The organism is Devosia sp. Leaf64 (genome assembly GCF_001421945.1).
Taxonomy (GTDB): Bacteria; Pseudomonadota; Alphaproteobacteria; order Rhizobiales; family Devosiaceae; genus Devosia.
The window spans coordinates 359,306-380,603 of sequence record NZ_LMLO01000002.1; the positions used below are offsets into that span (position 1 = coordinate 359,306).

A 21,298-nucleotide genomic window follows, 5' to 3' on the forward strand; every position below is an offset into this window, starting at 1 on the left:
TTTTCGCGATTCATACCCTCGTTATGTTGGGGCGATTCGGTCGCGGGGGACACGTTACCGGCTCGGGGGCACCTTGGAATCCCAGTAGGGATCTTTCCGCGTTCAGGCGCCAGTTTCAGTGCACGCGTACCGGCCGCATAGGCCGGACTTGCAACAATAAAAGAAGCGAGGGCAGTCTATGGCGCCGGATCGATTCCGGAAGCATTGGGGATTCGCAAGTTTTGCGTCCGTCCCCTTAACTCTGACAATGGCAGTCCCAGCCTTCGCGCAGAGTGCTTCAGTGGCAAATATGGGCGGCATTGTACCCGTCGCCGTGGCCATTGGTGCAGGTGGCTTCGCCCTTGTCGCCGTGACCCTGTTGCGCACGCTGTTGCGCGACGGCAAGCTGGCTCAAGGCAAGGCCCGCGCCCAAATCGCCGATTTGCGCGCCTTGGTCGACGATTATGAAAATCTCATCGGTGGCAGCCGCGAGCTGACCGTCGTCTGGCCCGAGCAGGCTGGCGTCGCGCCGCGGCTTCTGGGGCAGCCTGCAGCGGTCTTGCCGCCCGGCCGCCGCGCCGAAAGCGTTCTCAATTTCGATACGTGGCTCAGTGGCAGCGAGGCAGAGCGCCTCTCCATTCTCGTCGAGCGCCTGCGCGTCGACGGCCATAGTTTTTCGGCCAGCATCAAGTCGCTCGACGGACGCATTGTCCGCGCAACCGGCTGGCTTGCTGGCGGTGGCGCCGCTCTTCGTCTGCGCCCGGCCTTTTCACAAGCGCAGAATGACGCCGAAGACCGTCTGGCCGCCGAAGGCGCCGATCGCGGCAGTGTGCTTGCAGTCCTCAAACTGCTTTCGACGCCGGCATTCTTGCGCGATGTGTCCGGCCGCCTGGTCTTTGCCAACCCTGCTTATCTCGAACTGTGCGCGGGTTTGGGCAAAACAGGCTCGGCCGAGGCTCCTGCCGAAATCTTGGATGGTCGCGATCTCGACGCGCATCTGGCGGCCTGCCGCACCAATAGCGAACCGCAGCGCCAGCGCATCTCGCTTGGCAAGGCGGGAAATTTCGAGCTGATCGATATTCCGGTCGCCGATGGCCGCGCGGGTTACCTGCGCCGTTTGTCGGGCACCGAACCAGTCCCGGCGGAAAAGGCCGGCGAGCCAAGCCTTGCTCATATCGCCGGCATCATCGATGCCCTCGCGACGCCCATCGCCATTTTCAACGCGCGGCGCGAACTGGTGCAGTTTAATCCTGCTTATGCGGCGATCTGGAATCTCGATCGCAAATTTTTGGCTCTTGGTCTTGATGAGCGGGCCATTCTCGACAAGCTCCGCACCGAGGGCATGCTGCCCAATCAGGTCGATTATCACACCTGGCGGACCAAGCACCTCGACTCCTACAACCGCAAGGAGCCCTTCGAGGCTGAGCCCTGGCATCTGCCCGACGGCCGGACGATCAAGGTGATTTCCGCGCCAGCCGGCGCCCAGGGCGGCGTGATCTATGTCTTTGAAGACATTACCGAGCGCCTCAAACTTGAATCGGCCAATAAGGCCATGACCAATGTGCAGCGCGAAACCATCAACGCGCTCTCCGAGGCTGTGGCGGTGTTCGGCACCAACGGTCGCCTCGCCCTGTCCAATCCACGGCTGTCGGCGCTCTTCAAGCTGCCGATGAACATCCTCGACGCCAATCCCCATATCGATCAATTGGCCGATGCGTCGGGCAAGGTGCTGCAGGATGGCGCCAAGATCTGGCACGATCTCAAACGCAATATCATCGACCTCAATCCGACCAGAACCGATAAGGCCGGGCGCATCGAGCGCGCCGATGGGCGTTTGCTCGACTATGCCATCACGCGCCTGCCCGATGGCCAGACGATGATGACCTTTCTCGATGTCACCGAAAGCGCGAGCTATTCCAAGGTGCTCAAGGAGCGCAATGATGCGCTCGTCACTGCAGATCGCCTTAAGGACGCCTTCGTCGAAAACGTGTCCTACGAGTTGCGGAGCCCGCTGACCAATATCATCGGCTTTGCCGATCTCCTCGCGGGGACCGAGGGCGACACGCTCAATGAACGCCAAAAGGCCTATATCGAATATATCAGGGCCTCGTCGGTTACGCTGGGCGTGCTTATCGACAATATTCTCGATCTAGCTTCGGTCGATGCCGGGATTGCCGAGCTTAATCCCGAAACGCTCAGCGTTCCGCAACTGATCGATAAGGCCAAGGCCGGACTCTCCGCGACTTTTCCGGAAATTACCGGCAATGGCACCAACCTCGTCGTCTATGTCGAACCGGACCTGCCCGAATTTATCGCCGATGGGACGCGCATCGTGCAGGTGCTGTATAATCTCCTCTCCAATGCTGCGCGGTTCTCGCCGCCCAATGGCGAGATCCGGCTTTCGGTATCGCATCGCGCCGACCGCATGCTCTTTATCATCGAAGACGAGGGTCCGGGCCTGACCGACGAATTGCGATCGGCCATTCTCAGCCGTCTCGATTCTCCGGGGGCAGGCGGACGTATGCGCGGGGCCGGACTCGGTCTTTCCATCGTGCGGACATTCGTCAATCTTCATGGGGGGACGATCTCGGCCGAGCAGCGCGAACCGCGTGGTAGCCGCATCGTCGTCAACTTTCCCCGTGACAGCGCCCTTGCTGGCGTAGCCGAATAAATGCAGCGTTACCTCGCCGACGACGACGCTACCTCAGCTTTTGGTCAGGAACTCGCTGTGATGCTGCGGCCAGGAGACATCGTTAGCCTGGAAGGTGAACTGGGTGCCGGTAAATCGGCGCTAGCACGGGCGACGATCAGGGCTTTGGCAAGAGATGCCGACCTTGAAGTGCCATCGCCCACGTTTGCTCTCGTGCAGCCCTATGAAACGCCGGCCGGGCCTGTTCTGCATGCCGATCTTTACCGCCTCGGCGATGCTGCGGAAGCCGACGAGCTCGGTCTCCTCGATACCGATAATGGCGTGGTCTTTGTCGAATGGGCGGAAAAAGCGCCTCATGTCCAAGACGCGGCAACAATCATCATTACGCTTGCCATTCCTCCGGGTGGCGAAGGCCGGGCGCTGAGCTTGCGACGCCAGTAAAGCCTGATTGAATTTTCAGCGCTCACGGTAGCTTACGGCTGCCGATTTCTTTGCCAGCCGTTTACCACGCCTCGATTTGGTCACGGTTCGTAACGATCTGATCAAGAGCTGACACGCTAATCTGAGTTAAGGCCGAAATCCGGCCATAACTTTTAGGGCGTCATGGTCGGAACAGTCCTTCGGCAGAACCTGTGGAATTGGCGACGAACGGGCACTTTGCCCATGCTGATCGCCATCATCGTGGTCATCATTGCCGGGATTGTTGTCGACAAGCAGGCAACGACCATCAGCCAGGAACGCATGCGTTCAGAGGTGCTGAGCCAGATTTCAGTGATCCGGGCCAAGCTTGAAGGCCAGGTCTCGAGCAATATCCAGTTGATGCGCGGACTTGTGTCCGTGATTGCCACCGAGCCGGATATGGATCAGGCGCGGTTTGATGAACTGGTCAAGAACCTGTTCGTCGGCACGGGCCAGTTGCGTTCGGTCGCGGCCGCGCCTGATCTCGTCATTCGCATGACCTATCCCCGCATTGCCAACCAAAAGGCGATCGGGCTCGATTATCGCCAAGTTCCCGACCAATGGGCGGCTATCGAGCGCGTGCTTGAAACTGGCGAACTGGTGCTGGCCGGGCCGGTCAATCTTGTTCAGGGCGGACGCGGCTTTGTCGGACGGTTTCCGGTCTTTGTGGGGGAAGGCGAGGGGCGCCGATTCTGGGGCGTCGTTTCAGCCGTGGTCGATGTCGATCGCCTCTATGGCGATAGCGGCGTCTATTCGGCCGCCAAGGACCTCGAAATCTCGATCATTGGACAAGACGGGCAAGGCAAGGCGGGCCTGCCGTTCTTTGGGACGAATGTGTCGGCACTCAATCCGGTGGTTGCCGATGTCACCCTGCCGTCCGGTAGCTGGCAGATTCAGGCGGTGCCGCGCGGCGGATGGCAACAGTCGACGCCGATGCAGCTTTTTATGCGCGGCGGTATCATTCTCGCCGGTATTCTCATCCTCTTTCCGTTCTGGATTACCGGCAGGCTGATGGCCCAGCGCCAGGAGCATATCGGCCAGCTCAAGGATCGCCAACTGGCGCTGACCCAATTGACCCAGCGGCTCAACCTGGCGCTCGAAACCTCCAAGGTTGGGCTTTGGGAGCTCGACATGGCCACGGGAGACGAAGTCTGGGATGCGCGAACCAACGAAATCTACGGCATGCCGCCGGATAGTACCGGCCGCACCCACGACCATTGGCAAAAGGTCGTCCATCCCGAGGACCAAGCGCGAGCCGAGCGGGAATTCCAGGATTCGATCGCCAATGGCCGTTATGAATCGGTCTATCGCGTACTCTTGCCCGATGGCACGCTTCGCCACATCCGCTCCATCGCTATCACGCTCAAGGAAGGGGACGGCGAAAAGGTCATGGGCGTCAATTGGGACGTCACGGCCGAGGTCCTGCGCAATGAAGACCTGCGGAGCGCCAATGCGCTGACCGAAGCGCGCAATGCCGAGCTCGAAGCGGTACGCGTGCGGATCGAATATAATGCGCTGCACGATAGCCTGACGGGCCTGCCCAATCGGCGCTTTCTCGACGAAACGCTGCGCCGTCATGCTGAGCTTGGCTACCGTGACAGCGGCACGATCGCGCTGCTGCACATCGACCTCGATCGGTTCAAGCAGATCAACGATACACTTGGCCATGCGGCTGGCGACGCTATGCTTGTGCATGCGAGCGCGGTCTTGCGCGACTCCTGCCGCGAGGACGATTTTGTGGCGCGCATCGGTGGCGACGAGTTCGTGGTGCTTTCGAGCAACCGGCATGGCGAGGAGAGCCTGGCCCGTCTTGCGGCGCGCATCGTTGAAGCCATGCGCAAGCCGCTCTACCACGAGGGCCACGAATGCCGCTGTGGTGTCAGCGTCGGTATTGCCACGGCCATGGTGCCCGACATCGATATCGAGCAACTGCTGATCAATGCCGATATCGCGCTCTATCGGGCGAAAGGCCGGGGCCGTAACCGCTTCGAATTCTTCTCCGCCGAACTGCAGGCCGAGGTCGTCAAGACCAAGCGCGTGGCCGACGAAATCCTGACTAGTCTCGAAAGGCAAGATTTCATTCCCTATTACCAGCCGCAATTCTGCGCCAAGACGCTCGATGTGGTTGGCGTGGAGGCCCTCGCGCGCTGGCAGCACCCGACCAAGGGTCTACGTGCGCCGGACAGTTTTATGGCTGTTGCGGAGGAATTGAGCGTGGTCGCCGCGATCGACCACGCCATTCTGCGCCAATCGCTGGACGATCTCGCCCGGTGGGACAAGCTCGGATTGGGTGTGCCACGCGTGTCTGTCAACGTCTCGCAGAGGCGGCTCCATGATGAGGGGTTGGTGTCGACCTTAAGGGATATGGACATTCCGCCCGACCGCGTTGCGTTCGAGCTGGTGGAATCGATCTATCTCGACGAGAGCGACGGCATCGTCGCGTGGAATATCGACCAGATCAAAGCGCTTGGGATCGATGTGGAGATCGACGATTTCGGCACCGGATATGCATCCATCGTTTCGCTGCAAAAGCTGCGGCCGCGCCGGTTGAAGATCGATCGGCTTCTGGTCGATCCAATCACCACGGAAGCCAGTCAGCGGCGGCTTGTTGCCTCCATCGTCGATATCGGCAAGTCCATGGATATCGAAATTGTTGCCGAGGGCGTCGAAAGCATGGAGCATGCACGCATCCTCCGCGATCTCGGTTGCGACATCTTGCAGGGCTATGCCTTCGCCAAGCCCATGTCCCGCGAAGCCTTCGAGGAATTCCTCGGCCGGAACGCCTGGCGGCACGCCGGGTAATCCGGCGGTATAGCTGCGTCACAAGAGGGCGCGACAACGGCAGCGAAATTGGCTATTGCGATTTCCACGATCTTGTATGGAACGCAAAGGGGCCGGCCATGGCGCAATCGAAAAAGTTTGGACTGGGCGTGGTGGGCGCCGGCATGGCTGCGAAACCGCATGCGCAGGCGCTCGATGCGCTCCGTGACAGCATCGAGGTGCGGGGCGTTTGGCGGCGCGATGCGGCAGCATTGCAGCAGTTTTGCGAGGCCTATGATTTTCCCACCGCCGAGAGCTACGAGGCCATGCTGGCCGATCCCGAAATCGACGCCATCCTGATCCTGACCCCGCCCAATGCGCGCGAGGAACTGGTAGAAGCGGCGGCGAAGGCTGGCAAGCATATCCTCATGGAAAAGCCGGTTGAACGGACGACGGATGCTGCCGCGCGGATTGTCGCGATCTGCGAAAAGGCCAGCGTGACGCTTGGGATCATCTTCCAGCATCGTTTTCGCGCGGCATCGAAAGCTTTGGCGGCCAAGGTTGCGAGCGGTGAGCTTGGCGCGCTGTTTTCGGCCCATCTCGTCGTGCCGTGGTGGCGCCCGCAGGTTGGGTATTATGACAAGCCCGGCCGGGGGACCTTTGCTCAGGATGGCGGTGGGGTGCTGATCACCCAGGCCATTCACTCGCTCGACTTGATGCTGAGCCTGACGGGGCCGGCAAAAGCTGTCACGGCCCTCGCCGCGACCACTGGCTTCCACCAGATGGAAACCGAAGATTTCGTCGCTGGCGGCATCGAATTTGCCAATGGTGCGGTGGGCGCGCTGATGGCGACGACGGCAAATTTCCCGGGCGGGGCAGAGAGCCTGGTGCTCAACTTCGAGAAAGCCAGCGCGACGCTGACCGGCGGCAATCTCACCCTGCGCTGGTTCGATGGTCGGGAAGAGGTCGTCGGCGAAGCGAGCAGCAGTGGCGGTGGAGCAGACCCCATGGCCTTCCCCTTCGATTGGCACATGGATCAGATCGCCGATTTTGCCGACGCGGTACAATCGGGCCGCCAGCCGGTCTCGACCGGAGCGACGGCGCTGCGGGTCCATCGGCTCATCGACGCTTTGATCGCGTCTTCGCGCGAGGGCAAGCGCGTCACCCTCTGAGGCGTTTCAGGCGGGGGACGGGCTACCGCCTTTGCCCTCGCTCTCCGGCCATGTCTCGCCAAGGGTATCGGCGACATAGGCGCCGCGCGCACCGAGGGGCGCCGGCTCGCCGGTCGTCGAGTCGATCGCAGTTTGATGTTCGAGCTCGGAATTGAGGGCCCCGCCCAGAATGGCGATCGTCACCGAGAACCAGATCCAGGTGAGCAGACCGATCAGTGCGCCAAGCGAACCATAGGTCGCATTGTAGTTTGAAAAATTGGCCGCATACCATGAAAAGCCGGCCGACATCACCATGATGCCAAAGGTCGCAAAGAGGCTCCCCGGCGTGACCCAACGCCACTGCGCCTCCTGCCGGCTCGGCCCCCAGCGATAGATGGCTGAGAGGGCAATGACGAGCGTTGTGAGCATGATGGCATAGGAGCCGGCGCGCACCAGCCATTCGAACCGGCCAAGCGCGAGATAATGCAGCAGCACCGGCATGACGAGCACGGCGCCAAGGACGACCACCAGCAACAGCAGGGCACCGAGAACAAAGCAGAGCGCCAGCAGGTTGATGCGAATGAAACTGCGCTTTTCGCGCTCGCCATAGACGATGTTCATCGCCTCGAAAAACGCCTTGATACCGGCGCTGGCGCCCCAAAGGGCAAGACCGAGGGAGATCAGCAGCGCAAAGCCAAGCGAGGCATTGGTTTCGGTCGTCAGCCGGACCAATTGCTCGCGGATGATTTCGAGGCCATCGCCGGGGACCAAACCCTCGAGCAAATTAAGCTGTTCGATCACGCCCGCTGGATCGTTGAGAAGCCCATAGCTCGAGACGAAAAGACTGAGCGAGGGTACGAGCGCAAAGAGCAGAAAGAAGGTGACGCCCGCGGCCGTAAGCAGAATCCGGTTGTCGTTGAAGCCGACGAAAAGCCGATAAACTATATCGCGCCAGCCGCGCCACGGAATGGCGATCGGCGTTCTGGCGCGGCGACCGCGATCACGGCGTTTGGGGCGAGATTTTTTCGACGCAATAGACATGTTCGCACAACGCGGCGCGAAGCGCTTGGCTCCGCGCCGTATCGGCAATCATGCATTATGCGGTCAATGCTTTCTTACGGGCGATGCGGGCGCGGATGTGCTCGACATCGGCCTTGGGCGTCGCGGCAAAAAGCGTCTTGGTATATTCGTGCTGTGGCGCCGCAAAAACCGCCTCGCGGGTGCCGTGTTCGACGACGTCGCCAAAGTACATGACCATGACTTCATCAGCGATGTAGCGCACGACCGAAAGGTCGTGACTGATGAAGACATAGGTGAGGCCAAACTCGTCCTGCAGATCCTTCAAAAGATTGAGAATCTGGGCCTGCACAGAGAGATCGAGCGCGGAAACCGGCTCGTCGAGCACGAGGAAACTCGGGTTGAGCATCAGCGCGCGCGCGATGGCGATGCGCTGGCGTTGGCCGCCCGAGAACATGTGCGGATAGCGGTTGTAGTGCTCTGGTTGCAGGCCGACCTTGATCAGCATGGCCATGGCTTTTTCGCGCCGTTCGGCGGCCGACATGTCGGTGTTCAGCAAGAGCGGTTCGGCCAGCACGTCGCCGATCTTCTGGCGCGGATTGAGTGAGCCATAAGGATTTTGAAAGACGATCTGGACCTTTTGGCGCAGTTCCTTGGTGACATGCGCAGCGCTTGCCGGAATGCCGTCGATGAGGATTTCGCCAGAGGTCTGTGGATCGATCAGTGTGATCATGCGGGCAAGGGTCGACTTGCCACAGCCGCTTTCGCCCACAACGGCAAGGGTTTTGCCCTTTTCGAGCGTGAAGCTGACGCCCTTGACGGCGTGGAGCACCTTAGCCGGACGAAGAAAGCCCTGGGAGGTGATGTAGTCGCGCTTGAGGTCGCGGACTTCGAGAACCGGTGTCGTCATCAGCGTGCTCCGGGCGCGGCTTGGAACAGCATGTCGGAGACGGTCGGCAGGCGATCGCCGACAGCGTTTTCCGGCAGCGCCGAAAGCAGCGCCTGCGTGTAGTTCGATTGCGGATTTTCAAAGAGGGAGAGCACGTCGGCTTCTTCCATCTTGCGACCCTTATATTGGACGATCACGCGGTCGGCCGTTTCTGCCACGACGCCCATGTCATGGGTGATCATGATCAGCGCCATGCCGGTCTGTTCCTGGAGGCGGACCAGGAGATCGAGGATCTGCTTCTGGATGGTCACGTCGAGCGCTGTGGTCGGCTCGTCAGCGATCAGCAGCGTCGGATTGCAGGCGATGGCCATGGCAATCATGATGCGCTGGCATTGCCCGCCCGACATTTGATGCGGGAAGGCCTTGAGCTTATCGGCAGCATCGCGAATGCCGACCTGGCGCAGCAGTTCGAGCGCGCGGTCATGCGCCGCGCGGCCACGGAGGCCCAAGTGCTTTTCGAGCACTTCGCCGATCTGGAAGCCGACGGTGAAGCAGGGATTGAGGCTTGCAATGGGCTCCTGGAAGATCATGGCAATGTCCTTGCCGATGATCTTGCGCCGTTCCGCTTCCGGCATCTTGAGAAGGTCGCGGCCATTAAAGGTCATGACATCGGCCGTCACGGTCGCGGTCGAGGGCAGGAGGCCCATGGTCGCGAGCATGGCCACAGATTTGCCCGAGCCGCTTTCGCCGACGATGGCGAGAACTTCGCGGGCATCGACGGAGATATCAATGCCATCGACGGCCTTGAAGAGGCCGGCAGAGGTATCGAAGGCGACGGTGAGATTTTTGATTTCGAGAAGGGACATGGTCTCAGCTCCTCTTCAGCTTTGGATCGAGCGCGTCGCGCAGGCCGTCGCCGATGAGATTGATGGCGAGAACGGTGATGAGGATGGCAAGGCCAGGAAAGGTAACGACCCATGGCGCCTTGAGGATGAACTCGCGCGCAGATGCCAGCATCGTGCCCCATTCCGGCGTTGGCGGCTGTGCGCCCATGCCGAGGAAGCCGAGGGCGGCAGCCTCGAGGATGGCGTTGGAGAAGCTCAGCGTGGCCTGGACGATCAAGGGGCCGAGACAATTGGGGAGGATGGTGATCAGCATCAGGCGGAAGTGACCAGCACCGGACAGCTTGGCGGCGGTGACATATTCCCGGTTCTTCTCGGCCATGACCGCGGCGCGCACGAGGCGGGCAAAGTGCGGCTGCAGGACGAGCGCAATGGCGATCATCGCGTTGAAGAGGCCGGGGCCGAGGATGGCCACGAGAACAAGCGCCAGCAGCAAGGGCGGGAAGGCGAGGATGATATCCATGATGCGCATGATCAGCGCGTCGACCCAGCCGCGGAAGTAGCCTGCGAGCACGCCGAGGAGGACGCCGACGACCAGCGCGCCGATGACGACGAAAAAGCCGATGAAGAGCGAATAGCGCGCGCCGTGAATGAGGCGCGAGAGAATGTCACGGCCGACGGGATCGGTGCCGAGGATGAAGCGCGGATCCGAATTTGCGTCCCAGATCGGTGGCTTCAGGAGCGCATCGCGATACTGCGCGTCCGGCAGATGGGGGGCGATCAGCGGCGCGAAGATCGCGACAAAGAGCAGGATCGTGAAAACAGTTAGGCCGATGACGGCGCCGCGATTGACTGAGAAATAGAACCAGAATTCGCGGAGACCGGAGACCGGCTTGGTGGTGCCAACGGTAGGAGTGGTGGTTGCCATGTTACTGCACCCGGATGCGCGGATTGATCAGCGCGTAGAGAAGGTCGACGATCAGGTTCACCGCCATGACGATGAGCGCGATGATCAGGAGGCCGGACTGCACGACGACATAGTCGCGCTTGGAAATGGAATCGATCATCCACTTGCCGATACCGGGCCAGGTGAAAATGGTTTCGGTCAGGATCGCGCCGCCGAGGAGCAGGCCGACCTGAAGGCCGATCGTCGTGACGACGGGGATCAACGCATTCCTGAGGGCATGTACGTTGACGACGCGATTGGGCGACATGCCCTTGGCCTTAGCCGTGCGGACATAATCTTCGCCGAGCACTTCGAGCATGGCCGAACGGGTCTGGCGCGCGATGACGGCGAGCGGAATGGTGCCGAGGACGATGGCGGGCAGGATCAGGTGCCGGAGGGCCGACACGAAGGCGGGCCAATTGCCGTAGAGCAGCGTGTCGATCAGCATGAAGCCAGTGATCGGCCGCAGGAAGAAGGTTAGGGCGATACGGCCCGAAACCGGGGTCCAGCCGAGATAGCCGGAAAAGAAGATGATGAGGAGAAGGCCCCACCAGAAGATCGGCATGGAGTAGCCGGTCAACGCCACGCCCATGGTGAACTGATCGAACCACGAGCCGCGCTTGACCGCTGCAAAGATGCCGGCGGGAATGCCGATGATGACGGCAAGGAACATGGCGGAAAGCGCCAGCTCGATCGTTGCCGGGAAGAGCGTCATGAATTCGGTCAGGACTGGGCGCTTGGTCGCGAGCGAAATCCCGAAATCGCCCTGCATCACGCTCCAGAGATAATTGAAATATTGCTGCCAGATCGGCAGGTTGTAGCCGAACTGCTCGCGCAGGATTTCGTAGCGCTCGGGCGTCACGCCATGTTGCCCCGCCATGGCGAGGATCGGATCGCCGGGAAGCACGCGGACAAAGGCGAAGGCGCAGATGGAAATGCCGATAATGGTCGGCACCAGGAGCGCAACGCGGCGCAGGATGTAGTTCAGCATGTTGGGCCTTGCCCTTGGGGTGCCAGCCCACCGCTTCGCGGCGAGCTGGCTTAGTCCCGTTTCCTGTTTCGGCTGATCCTTGAGGCGGCCGTTATCGGCCTGCCTGGCTCAGCTCTTGCTCTTAAAAGCGGAGCCCCGCTCCGGTTTTTAGCCGGATCGAGGCTCCTGTTTGCTTGCGGCGTTAAGCCTTACTCAGCGACGTCCACATACTTGAAGCTGTGGGTGCCGAGAGGGCTCAGCGTGTAGTTGAGAACGCGCTTGTTCATCGGCATGAAGACCTTGGAGTGCGCGATGGTCAGTGCGGGTTCTTCAGCTTTGAAGACTTCCTGAGCGGTGGTGTAGAGCTTGATGCGCTCTTCCTGGTCGCTGGTGGTCTTGGCAGCCTGGATCGCAGCCTCGAAGTCGTCATTGCACCAGCTCGAATAGTTCGAGACGCCGATGGCCGAGCACGAGAAGAGGGTTGCGAAGAAGTTGTCCGGATCACCATTGTCGCCGGTCCAACCGATCATGAACGGACCCTTGCGGTCGGCCTGCTTGCCGCGCTCACGATATTCGGTCCATTCATAGGTCACGATATTGGCGGTGACGCCAACCTTGGCCCAGTCGGACTGGATCAGTTCAGCCATACGCTGGCCGTTCGGGTTGTAGGGACGCGAAACCGGGATGGCCCAGAGATCGGTGGTCAGGTTGGTGACGCCGGCAGCTTCCAGCATCTCCTTGGCCTTTTCCGGATCATAGACGTCGGCAGCGGTTGCCTCGTCATAGGACCACATGGTGGGCGGGATCAGGTTCTTGGCGTCCTGGCCGGCACCCTGGTAGACCGCGTCGATGATGGCCTGCTTGTCGATGGCCATGGTCAGTGCCTTGCGGACGTCCGGATTGTCGAACGGCGCTTCAGTCGTGTTGTAGGCGAGGTAGCCGATATTGAGGCCTTCGCCTTCCTGAACCGTCAATTTCTCGTCGGCCTGGAGCGTTTCGAGATCGGCGGGAGCCGGGTAGGGCATGATATCGCATTCACCGGCGAGGAGGCGCTGGGCACGCACCGAAGCGTCGGTCGTGATGGCGAAGATCAGGTCGTCGATCGGCTGCTTGCCTTCCCAATAGTCGGGGAATGCGGCGTAGCGGATGACGGTGTCGAGCTGGTAGTCGACGAACTGGAAGGGACCGGTGCCGACAGGCTGGGTCGAGAAGGCAGCCAGATCACCCGAAGCTTCGAGCTGATCGGCATATTCCTTCGAGACGATGGCAGCGAAGTCCATCGCAAGGTTTGCCAGCATCGGTGCGTTCGGTTCGGTCAGCGTCAGCTTGACGGTGAGGTCATCGACCGCTTCGATGGATTCGATGTACTTGGGCATATCCATGCCCTGGAAATAGTCCCAGGTCATGCCTTCGAGATAGTTGAACCAGGGGCTCTCTTCATCCATCTGGCGCATGAACGAGAAGACGACGTCGTCAGCGGTCAGGTCGCGGGTCGGGGTGAAGTAGGGCTGGGTGTGGAATTTCACGCCCGGACGGAGCTTGAAGGTGTAGACCTTGCCGTCTTCGGAGATTTCCCAGCTCTCGGCGAGGGCCGGAACGACTTCGGTCGTGCCTGGCTTGAAATCGACGAGGCGGTTATAGATCGTGTGCGAGGAAGCGTCGAAGTCGTTACCACCGGTCAGCGGTCCGGGGTCGAAGTGGGCCGGAGAGGCTTCCGAGCAATAAACCAGCTGCTTGGCCTGTGCGGCGCCGGCGGCAAGAGCCACCATTGCAGTCGCGGCCAGAAGGGTTTTCATCAATTTCATTATTGGTGTCTCCCGAAGATTTTGCGCGCTCCGGCGTTCCCGTCCAGAGGCTTGGCGACACAAAAGCCTAGTTTTTTCGGATGCGCAATGGGGGAAGTTGACCATTTGGTCAATCCTGTGGCGGTCAAAAGCCTTTCCACAGGATTGGACGGAAGATTCGAAATCCGTTCGGCGCATGATGGCGCTTGACCGCGCCCTTGCCAAGATGATCGATTGTCTTATGACCCAGAAAATCGCGACCCTGTCTCTGCTTGTGGCCGACTATGACGAAGCCATCGCCTTTTATTGCGAGAAGCTCGGCTTCACGCTTGTAGCCGATCAGGCTCTGGGGCCTGACAAGCGCTGGGTGCTCGTGGCGCCGGCTGGCGGAAGTGGTGCTCAGCTTCTGCTCGCCAAGGCGGATGGAGCTGAACAAAGCGCAGCCATCGGCAATCAGGCGGGCGGCCGCGTCGCGCTCTTTCTTGAAACCGACCATTTTGCGCGCGACTTTGCGGCCATGAGCGAGAAGGGCGTCACCTTTCTCGAAGCGCCCCGCCACGAAGCCTATGGCTCGGTCGCCGTCTTTGAGGATCTTTACGGAAACAAATGGGATCTCATCGAGCCGCGGCGCTGATCGCTCTTTTTGCCCTTTCGGCGCCTGCCTTGGGCGAAACGCCGGGCTGGGGCTTTTCGCCACTGCCGGGCGAGGGTGATCGCGCGGCCATGGGCTGCGATCGCGATGCGACGGCCGCGCAACATACTTGCCTCGTCGTGCGCTGCGAGGATGACTTTTCGACCGGGCTTTATATCCACACCAACCGCTTTGGTGGTGGGCCGGGCATGTGGACCATGACGCTCGATCGTGAAGACATGCGCTTTATGGCCGAAGCCTCCACGGGGCCCTATGGCGGCAAGATCACGGAAAACGCCGAAACCCTGCTCGATCGCCTGCGGAACGGCACCTTCGTTTATCTCCGGCATGGCGAGGATGAATACGCCCCTTTTGCCTTCATCAGCCTTGCCGGTTCGATGACCGCAATCAACGAAGCGCTCTATTGGTGCGCGCCGCGCGTGCCGCCCGTCGAACAAAATCCGGCCGCGAGCGTTGATTTCGACTTACCCGAAAAGGAGAAGCCCAATGAATCGTCGCCCACTCGGCCGCAGTGAACTTGTCATCGAACCGCTCGTCCTGGGCGGCAATGTCTTCGGCTGGACCGTCGACGAAACGCTCGGCTTTTCCATTCTCGATGCCTATGTCGATGAAGGCTTTACCGCCATCGATACCGCCGAAGGCTATCCCAACTGGGTTCCCGGCAATCCGCCCGGCATGAGCGAAACCATTATCGGCAAGTGGCTCAAGGCGCGCGGCAACCGCGAAAGCGTGCATATTTTCACCAAGGTCAATTCCGGTCGCGACCCCAAGGGGCTTTCGGCTGACGCGATCAAGACCGCTGTCGAAGCCTCGCTCAAGCGCCTTCAGACAGACTATATCGATCTCTATTTCAGTCATTGGCCCGCGGATCAGAATACCCACGAAGAAACGCTCGCTGCCTATGATGTGCTGGTTCGTTCCGGCAAGGTGCGGGTCATCGGCGCCTCCAATTTTTCGCCCGAGGCGATGAAGGAAGCGCAGGACACATCCATCGTGAAATCCCTGCCACGCTATGAGGTGACCCAGCCTCTCTATAATCTCTATGACCGGTCCGAGTTCGACGCCTTGCGTCCGTTCCTTCTTGAGAACGAGGTCGGGGCCATTACCTATTTCAGCCTCGCCGCAGGATTCTTGACCGGCAAATATCGCTCGAAGGCCGATTTCAGCAAAAGCCCGCGCGGTGGTGGCGCCGAAAAGTATCTCAACGAAAAGGGCTTCAAGATCCTTGAGGCGCTCGATGCCGTCAGCAAGGAACTTGATGCCGCGCCATCCGAAGTGGCACTCGCTTGGCTTATCGCGCAACCCGGCGTCAGCGCGCCGATCGCTTCGGCCACTTCGGTCGAGCAGGTCAAGAGCCTGTCGCGCGGTGTGCGCATTGAACTGAGCGAAGACGCCAACAAGCGCCTGACCGAGGCCGGCGCATAAATTTAGATAACAATCGATATAATACGAACGGCGATTGCCGCTTGGCGTCGCCTTTCGGCTTTGACATTATGGATTTAAGCAAGGTCGGGGAATCGCCGGCCAGTATCTGCCCAGCCTGAAATCGGGGCGGATACCGCAATTTTCCTATGTCAAAAACGGATAGACCAGGGTGAATGACTCCGCGGCCCCCACGATCGATCTCTTTAATCTGGGATCGAGGGGCCTCCAACACCACGGCTTGAGACGCGCCAACGAGCGCGCCGTGCTCACTGTTGTTGGTTTTAATCCTGGTCTCTCCAATGCCGAAATTGCGCGGATGTCGGGCCTTGCGCCGCAGACCGTGTCCGCCATTCTCAACGATATCGAGGCGGTGGGCCTCATCGTGCGCGGCGAAGTGCTGCGCGGCCGGAGGGGCCAGCCGGCGACGCCCATTTTTCTACGCGCCGAAGGATCGTTCGGCATCGGTGTCGAACTAAGCTGGCGTCACGCCGATATCGTTGCGATCAATCTCCACGCCAAAGCCCTCGCACATCGACATCTTTGTTACGAAGAACCAGACTTCGCCGCTCTACCGCGCAAAATCGCTGATGCGATCGCGGAGATGGTGCGCGATTGGCCCGCGGCACAGCGCGAACGCTTGACCGATATCGGCATTGGCCTGCCTTCTACCATCGACGAGAATCGCGTTCCGGAAGACGATAATGTTCCTTCCGCCTTGCGCGTCGCCTTTGCGGCGGAACTCGAACAACTGACGGGTCTTCCAGTCATGCTGTTCAATGACGGCAATGCCGCCTGCTGGGCTGAACTCGTGGCGCGCCCGGCGCCGCGTCCAGAAACCTTCATCTACCTCCTCGTCTCGACCTTTCTCGGTGCCGGGTTGATCGGCGAGGGGCGTCTTTGGCAGGGTCCTTCGGGGTATTCGGCCGATCTCGGCGCCATGCTGGTGGCGCAACCAGATGGCATTCCCATGCCCGCCAATGCCTTCGCCTCGGTCACGTCGCTGGTGAAGCGCGCGCAAGAGGCTGGTATTACCCTCAAGGCTGGCGACAATGCCGATTGGGATTGGGATGCGCTTGAGCCGGTGCTTAAAGCCTGGATGCGCCAAAGCGCCAAGGTGCTGGCCCTTGTGATCTACAATGCCAATGCGGTGGTCGAAGGGCGTTTGGCCGTGATCGATACGATCTTGCCGCCTCAAATCACTGAGCGACTGTCGCGGATGGTGCTTGAAGAATTCGCACTGCTGCCGCAGCGGCGCAGCGTCGAAATCGTTCCTGGAACGATTGGCCGGCTGGCGCCCGCTCTCGGAGCAGCAGAGCTGCCGCTCTATCACCGCTACTTCTCGCGCAATCTCTTTGAGAAAAACCAGATTCGTAGCGATATGCCGCAGAAGAAAAGCAAGAAGCCCTATACCGGTGAAGAGCGTCGAAAAACCAAGCGCTGACGCTGTTTGGTTATTCAGCAGCCTTCAGCTTGGTCTTGCTCAATGTGTCGAGCCCGGTCCGCAGCTTGGCGCTTGGGGTAAAGATCACCGTGTGACGGGATGTGATCTTGTGCTCGGTGCCTGTGCGTGGATTGCGACCGACGCGCTCGGCGCGCGAACGGACTTCAAGCGTACCGAAGCCTGTGAGCTTGACCGTTTCGCCTGCTTTGAGCGCGTCCCCGATCAATTCGAACATCCGCTGCCCAATGGCAGTCACATCGGCTTTGGCTAGACCGGTCGTCTCGCACGCTGCGGTCGTAACAATGGCTCTGGTCACAGTGGCGGGCACGTCGAGGTCTCCTTAATTAACTTCATATTGCGAAGTTAAGATTCTGTCCAGACGCCTTTTAGGGCCTTTAAACCTGACGTGATCGTTCAGGATATGGTTGACTTATTTTAGAATGGTTTTAAATTGCGACTCCATGCCATGACGCTTCGAGGTCCTGGCCGGACCGCTGAAACGCGAAGGATCGACCACTCGTGAGACTGACCCGCCAATCCAACTATGCTATCCGCACTCTGGTCTATTGCGCGGTCAACGATCCTGATCTCAGCCGCGTTGCCGAGGTGGCGCGGGCCTATGGCATTTCCGAGTTGTTCCTGTTCAAGCTGATCAAGCCACTGGTCGAAAATGGTCTCTTGCAGACCGTGCGCGGCCGGCATGGTGGTATCAAGCTGGGCAAGCCTGCCGACCAGATCACGCTGCTCGAAACCATTCGCCTCACCGAAGAGAACTTCGCTCTTGCCGAATGTTTCGAGGAAGGGGCCGATTGCCCGCTGATTGGCGAATGCGATCTCAATGGCGCGCTGCGTGAAGCGCTTGGCGCATTCTTTGAGGTTCTGGCCGGCTATACGATCGCTGATCTCGCGGCCAAGAAGCGCTCGATCCGTGAACGCCTGGGCCTCTCGACCACCGAAGCCGTCAATGCCAATGCGCAGGGCGACATCGTCAACGAAATTGCAGCGGCGTAAAATCTGACTGCCAAACTCAAATATGAGTTTGACAATCAAGTTTAACCATGGTTGATAGAGGCCATGGTGCAGCGGCCCCGTGGGGCCTGTGGGCTGCAGCGCCTAAATGACGACGGGGCTTGCTGCTGCCGTCTTCCCCGGGCCGATCAGGATCCTCAACGTCCTGATCGGCCTCTTTCATTTCACTGTCGTCAAAGCGGGTCCCGGTTCGGGATAAGGACTGGCACATTGATCTGTGCCCGTGCCTATGCTCTACCCGCGGCACATTTCCGGATTATCGTATGGCTGCGCCCCCGCTTCTTTCTCTGCAGAATATCCAGCTCACCTTTGGCGGCACCCAGCTGCTCGAAGCCGCCGAACTCATCGTCTCGCCGGGCCAGCGCATTGCGCTTGTTGGCCGTAACGGGTCGGGCAAATCGACGCTCCTCAAAATCGCGGCGGGCATGGTGCAGCAGGATGGCGGCAAGCGCTTTGCCGAACCGAGCGCCACGATCCGCTATCTGCCGCAAGAACCCGACCTCTCGGAATTTGCAACGACGCTCGCCTATGTCGAAGCCGGCATGACCCCGGGCGACGATGAATATCGCGCGCAATATCTGCTTGAGGCCCTCGGGCTCAAGGGGACGGAAGATCCCAAGACGCTCTCGGGTGGCGAAGGGCGCCGCGCCGCTCTGGCGCGCGTGCTTGCGCCGCAGCCTGACGTGCTCCTCCTCGACGAGCCGACCAACCATCTTGATCTGCCCGTCATCGAATGGCTGCAGCAGGAACTCGATTCCATGCGCTCGGCCATGGTCATCATCAGCCACGATCGTCGCTTCCTCACAGATCTTTCGCGCTCGACTGTCTGGCTCGACCGGGGCCTCACCCGCCGCATCGAAAAGGGCTTTGGCGCCTTCGAAGGCTGGCGCGATGAAGTGCTGGAGCAGGAAGAAAAAGACCGGCACAAGCTCGACCGCCAGATCGTGCGCGAAGAACACTGGCTGCGCTATGGCGTGACTGCCCGCCGCAAGCGCAATGTCGGCCGCCTCGATCGCCTTGCCGGCCTCCGCCAGGATCGCCGCGACCAGCGTCGCGTTACGGGCGCCGTGAATATGCAGGTCACCGAGGGACGCACGTCTGGTGCGCTCGTTGTCGAAGCCGAGAACATCTCGAAGACCTACGGTACGCGTACCATCGTCAACGATTTTTCGACCCGCGTCCTGCGCGGTGATCGCGTCGGCCTCGTCGGCCCGAACGGCGCGGGCAAGACGACGCTGATCAAAATGCTCAACGGCCTTCTCGAGCCCGATAGCGGCACGATCAAGCTCGGCTCGGCAATCGAACTGGCCATGCTCGATCAGGGCCGCGCGCGCCTCGATCCCGAAACGCGCCTCAAGGACGCGCTGACCGGCGGGGGTAGCGATACGTTGAAAATCAACGGCGAGAACAAGCACGTCGTCGGCTATATGAAGGATTTCCTGTTCACCCCCGAACAGGCCAATACGCCCATCGGCAAACTTTCCGGCGGCGAACGCGCCCGCGTCGCCCTGGCGCGCGCTTTGGCGCTTCCCTCCAACGTGCTGGTGCTGGACGAACCGACCAATGACCTCGATCTCGAAACCCTCGATCTCCTCGAGGAAATGGTCTCGGACTATGCCGGCACCGTCATCGTTGTCAGCCACGATCGTGATTTTCTGGACCGCGTTGCCACCTCGATCATCATGGCTGAAGGGAATGGCAACTGGCTGGAATATGCCGGTGGCTACTCCGACATGGTCGCCCAGCGCGGGGCAGGGGTTTCGGCTCGCGTCGTCGAAAAGGCGGCAGCAGCCAAGAGCAAGTCCGGCAACTCCGCCGTCGCTTCATCGTCAAAGCGCAAACTGAGTTTCAAGGAAAAACACGCCCTCGAAACCCTGCCCAAGGACATCGCCAAGCTCGATGATCTGATGGTCGTCATCAACCGCAAGCTTGCCCAGCCGAACTATTACACGCGTGATCCGCAAGGCTTTGCCAAGGATTCCGCTGCGCTGAGCGAAGCGGCAACAAAGAAGGCCAAGGCCGAGGAGCAATGGCTGGAGCTGGAAATGCTAAGGGAAGAGATAGAGGGCTCCTGAGCCAACCCGCAGGGCAAATCGCTCCGGTGGAGCGATTTGAGGCGAAGGAGGCCATGAGAGCTATGCTCGAATGACGGGCCGCTTCACCCCCTCCCATCCTCCCCCATCAAGGGGAAGGTGCCTATCGAGTGTGTGGCGCGATCTGGTCTAAGTCACCTCTACACCTCCCCCTTGATGGGGGGGCTAGGAGGGGGTGTCGGCAGTGATTGAAGTTTAAGCGCGTACTGGCCCCTGACCAGCGCCCGTCGCCTCAACCGCCTTCGCGATCACCTCAAGATCCTCCGCGTCGAGCTCCAGGCTCGCCGCATCGATCCAGCCGTCGACCTGCGCAGGCGACCGCGCCCCGACGATTGTCGCTGTCAGCCCCGGCCAGGCATGGCACCAGGCCAGCGCCACGCTCGACACGCTCGTGCCGTGCTTTTCTGCGATTGTCTTCAATGCCTCGGCGAGTTTGAGGTTCGCCGTCAGCTTCTCGCCCTGAAATTCCGGGCTGTCCTTGCGCCAGTCATTGGCCGGCATGGCTGCGACGCGCTCAGCCGTCATGGCGCCGGTGAGCAGCCCCGCCTGCATCGGCGAATAGCAGATAACGCCTGTGCCATGCGCCGCGCACCACGGCAGGATTTTTGCCGCCGTATCGCGGCGGATCATCGAAAAGGGCGGCTGCAATGTTTCGACATGGCCTATCGCTTCGGCCCGTGCCAACTGCGCCTCGTCGTGATTGGAAAGCCCGACATGGCGCACCTTGCCTTCCTTCTTAAGCTCAAGCAGCGTTGCCCAATAGTCTTCGAGCGGCACGTCGTCCGATGGCCAGTGCATCTGGTAAAGGTCGATCACGTCGACCTTGAGCCGCTTGAGCGAATTTTCGAGCTCCTGGCGCAGATGATTGCGCTCGCCGATGCGGCGCGGGTTCTGCCCGTTCTCGTCGCGCACGATGCCGCCCTTGGTGAATACCAGCGGTCGCTGGTCGGCGGGAAGATCGGCCAGCGCGTCGCCGATCACAGCTTCCGAATGCCCATTGCCATAGACAGCAGCGGTGTCGATCCAGTTGATGCCGCTGTCGATAGCGTGCCTAATGGCCGCCATGGAGTCAGCATCGTCCTGCGGCCCCCACATATTGCCGCCCATGGCCCAGGCGCCGATGCCGAGTTTGGTAATCTGCATTCCAGTCTGGCCAAAGGCTCGTGTCGGCAGATGCGTTTTCATCGCGTGTCCTCTCAACTATCGGGCTT

The 21,298-nt window shown here is 60.5% G+C and carries 18 protein-coding genes; 10 read left to right on the top strand and 8 right to left on the bottom strand.

Annotated features, from left to right (window positions below):
- Positions 1–289: 289 nt before the first annotated feature.
- The 4 genes from ASE94_RS01740 to ASE94_RS01755 all read left to right on the top strand — a co-directional run bounded on the left by ASE94_RS01740 (position 290) and on the right by ASE94_RS01755 (position 7,020).
- Positions 290–2,650, top strand: coding sequence for a PAS-domain containing protein (locus ASE94_RS01740; protein WP_244483907.1), 2,361 nt, complete (start codon positions 290–292; stop codon positions 2,648–2,650).
- Positions 2,651–3,070 (top strand): tRNA (adenosine(37)-N6)-threonylcarbamoyltransferase complex ATPase subunit type 1 TsaE, encoded by a 420-nt coding sequence (tsaE, locus tag ASE94_RS01745; protein WP_062628938.1) that lies wholly within the window; start codon positions 2,651–2,653, stop codon positions 3,068–3,070.
- Between the two features lie 222 nt (positions 3,071–3,292).
- Entirely contained in the window at positions 3,293–5,890 is a 2,598-nt protein-coding gene (locus ASE94_RS01750; RefSeq protein WP_244483887.1) for an EAL domain-containing protein, read from the top strand.
- Between the two features lie 98 nt (positions 5,891–5,988).
- Positions 5,989–7,020: a Gfo/Idh/MocA family oxidoreductase gene (locus ASE94_RS01755; protein WP_062628939.1), complete on the top strand. Its 1,032-nt coding sequence runs from the start codon at positions 5,989–5,991 to the stop codon at positions 7,018–7,020.
- Positions 7,021–7,026: 6 nt separating this feature from the next.
- On the opposite strand, the gene ASE94_RS01760 is transcribed toward ASE94_RS01755, so the two are convergent.
- From ASE94_RS01760 to ASE94_RS01785, 6 genes are all read right to left on the bottom strand, one after another.
- Positions 7,027–8,040 carry a YihY/virulence factor BrkB family protein gene (locus ASE94_RS01760; RefSeq protein ID WP_062628940.1) on the bottom strand — a complete coding sequence of 338 codons (1,014 nt, stop codon included), beginning with the start codon at positions 8,038–8,040 and terminating at the stop codon, positions 7,027–7,029.
- A gap of 55 nt (positions 8,041–8,095) precedes the next feature.
- Positions 8,096–8,926, bottom strand: coding sequence for a dipeptide ABC transporter ATP-binding protein (locus tag ASE94_RS01765; protein WP_061911763.1), 831 nt, complete (start codon positions 8,924–8,926; stop codon positions 8,096–8,098).
- Positions 8,926–9,771: an ABC transporter ATP-binding protein gene (locus tag ASE94_RS01770; protein ID WP_061911764.1), complete on the bottom strand. Its 846-nt coding sequence runs from the start codon at positions 9,769–9,771 to the stop codon at positions 8,926–8,928. The genes ASE94_RS01765 and ASE94_RS01770 overlap by 1 nt, the downstream gene beginning before the upstream one ends.
- Positions 9,772–9,775: 4 nt before the next feature.
- Positions 9,776–10,675, bottom strand: coding sequence for an ABC transporter permease subunit (locus ASE94_RS01775; RefSeq protein ID WP_061911765.1), 900 nt, complete (start codon positions 10,673–10,675; stop codon positions 9,776–9,778).
- Position 10,676: 1 nt separating this feature from the next.
- On the bottom strand, positions 10,677–11,684 hold the full coding sequence (locus tag ASE94_RS01780; protein ID WP_061911795.1) for an ABC transporter permease subunit: 1,008 nt from the start codon (positions 11,682–11,684) through the stop codon (positions 10,677–10,679).
- Between the two features lie 188 nt (positions 11,685–11,872).
- A complete protein-coding gene (locus ASE94_RS01785; protein WP_061911766.1) occupies positions 11,873–13,468 on the bottom strand; it encodes an ABC transporter substrate-binding protein in 1,596 nt (531 codons plus the stop codon).
- A 220-nt stretch (positions 13,469–13,688) separates the two neighbouring features.
- On the opposite strand from ASE94_RS01785, the gene ASE94_RS01790 reads away from it, so the two are divergent.
- The 4 genes from ASE94_RS01790 to ASE94_RS01805 all read left to right on the top strand — a co-directional run bounded on the left by ASE94_RS01790 (position 13,689) and on the right by ASE94_RS01805 (position 16,965).
- Positions 13,689–14,081, top strand: a complete 393-nt coding sequence (locus tag ASE94_RS01790; protein WP_062628980.1) for a VOC family protein — start codon at positions 13,689–13,691, stop codon at positions 14,079–14,081.
- Entirely contained in the window at positions 14,054–14,614 is a 561-nt protein-coding gene (locus ASE94_RS01795; protein ID WP_062628941.1) for a hypothetical protein, read from the top strand. The genes ASE94_RS01790 and ASE94_RS01795 overlap by 28 nt, the downstream gene beginning before the upstream one ends.
- Complete coding sequence (locus ASE94_RS01800) at positions 14,586–15,524, top strand: aldo/keto reductase (protein WP_062628942.1); 939 nt, start codon at positions 14,586–14,588, stop codon at positions 15,522–15,524. Before ASE94_RS01795 ends, ASE94_RS01800 begins: the two co-directional genes overlap by 29 nt.
- A gap of 169 nt (positions 15,525–15,693) precedes the next feature.
- Entirely contained in the window at positions 15,694–16,965 is a 1,272-nt protein-coding gene (locus tag ASE94_RS01805) for an ROK family transcriptional regulator (RefSeq protein WP_062628943.1), read from the top strand.
- Positions 16,966–16,975: 10 nt separating this feature from the next.
- Here ASE94_RS01805 and ASE94_RS01810 read toward each other — a convergent pair whose 3' ends face one another.
- Positions 16,976–17,293, bottom strand: a complete 318-nt coding sequence (locus ASE94_RS01810) for an HU family DNA-binding protein (protein WP_082460748.1) — start codon at positions 17,291–17,293, stop codon at positions 16,976–16,978.
- A gap of 191 nt (positions 17,294–17,484) precedes the next feature.
- Between ASE94_RS01810 and rirA the strand changes: the two genes are divergently transcribed.
- Both rirA and ASE94_RS01820 read left to right on the top strand, forming a co-directional pair.
- Entirely contained in the window at positions 17,485–17,976 is a 492-nt protein-coding gene (gene rirA, locus ASE94_RS01815; protein WP_082460750.1) for an iron-responsive transcriptional regulator RirA, read from the top strand.
- Positions 17,977–18,257: 281 nt separating this feature from the next.
- Positions 18,258–20,069, top strand: a complete 1,812-nt coding sequence (locus ASE94_RS01820; RefSeq protein WP_062628945.1) for an ATP-binding cassette domain-containing protein — start codon at positions 18,258–18,260, stop codon at positions 20,067–20,069.
- 213 nt (positions 20,070–20,282) lie between these two features.
- Here the strand turns inward: ASE94_RS01820 and ASE94_RS01825 are convergent, their stop codons facing one another.
- Positions 20,283–21,272, bottom strand: coding sequence for an aldo/keto reductase (locus tag ASE94_RS01825; protein WP_062628946.1), 990 nt, complete (start codon positions 21,270–21,272; stop codon positions 20,283–20,285).
- Between the last annotated feature and the right edge of the window lie 26 nt (positions 21,273–21,298).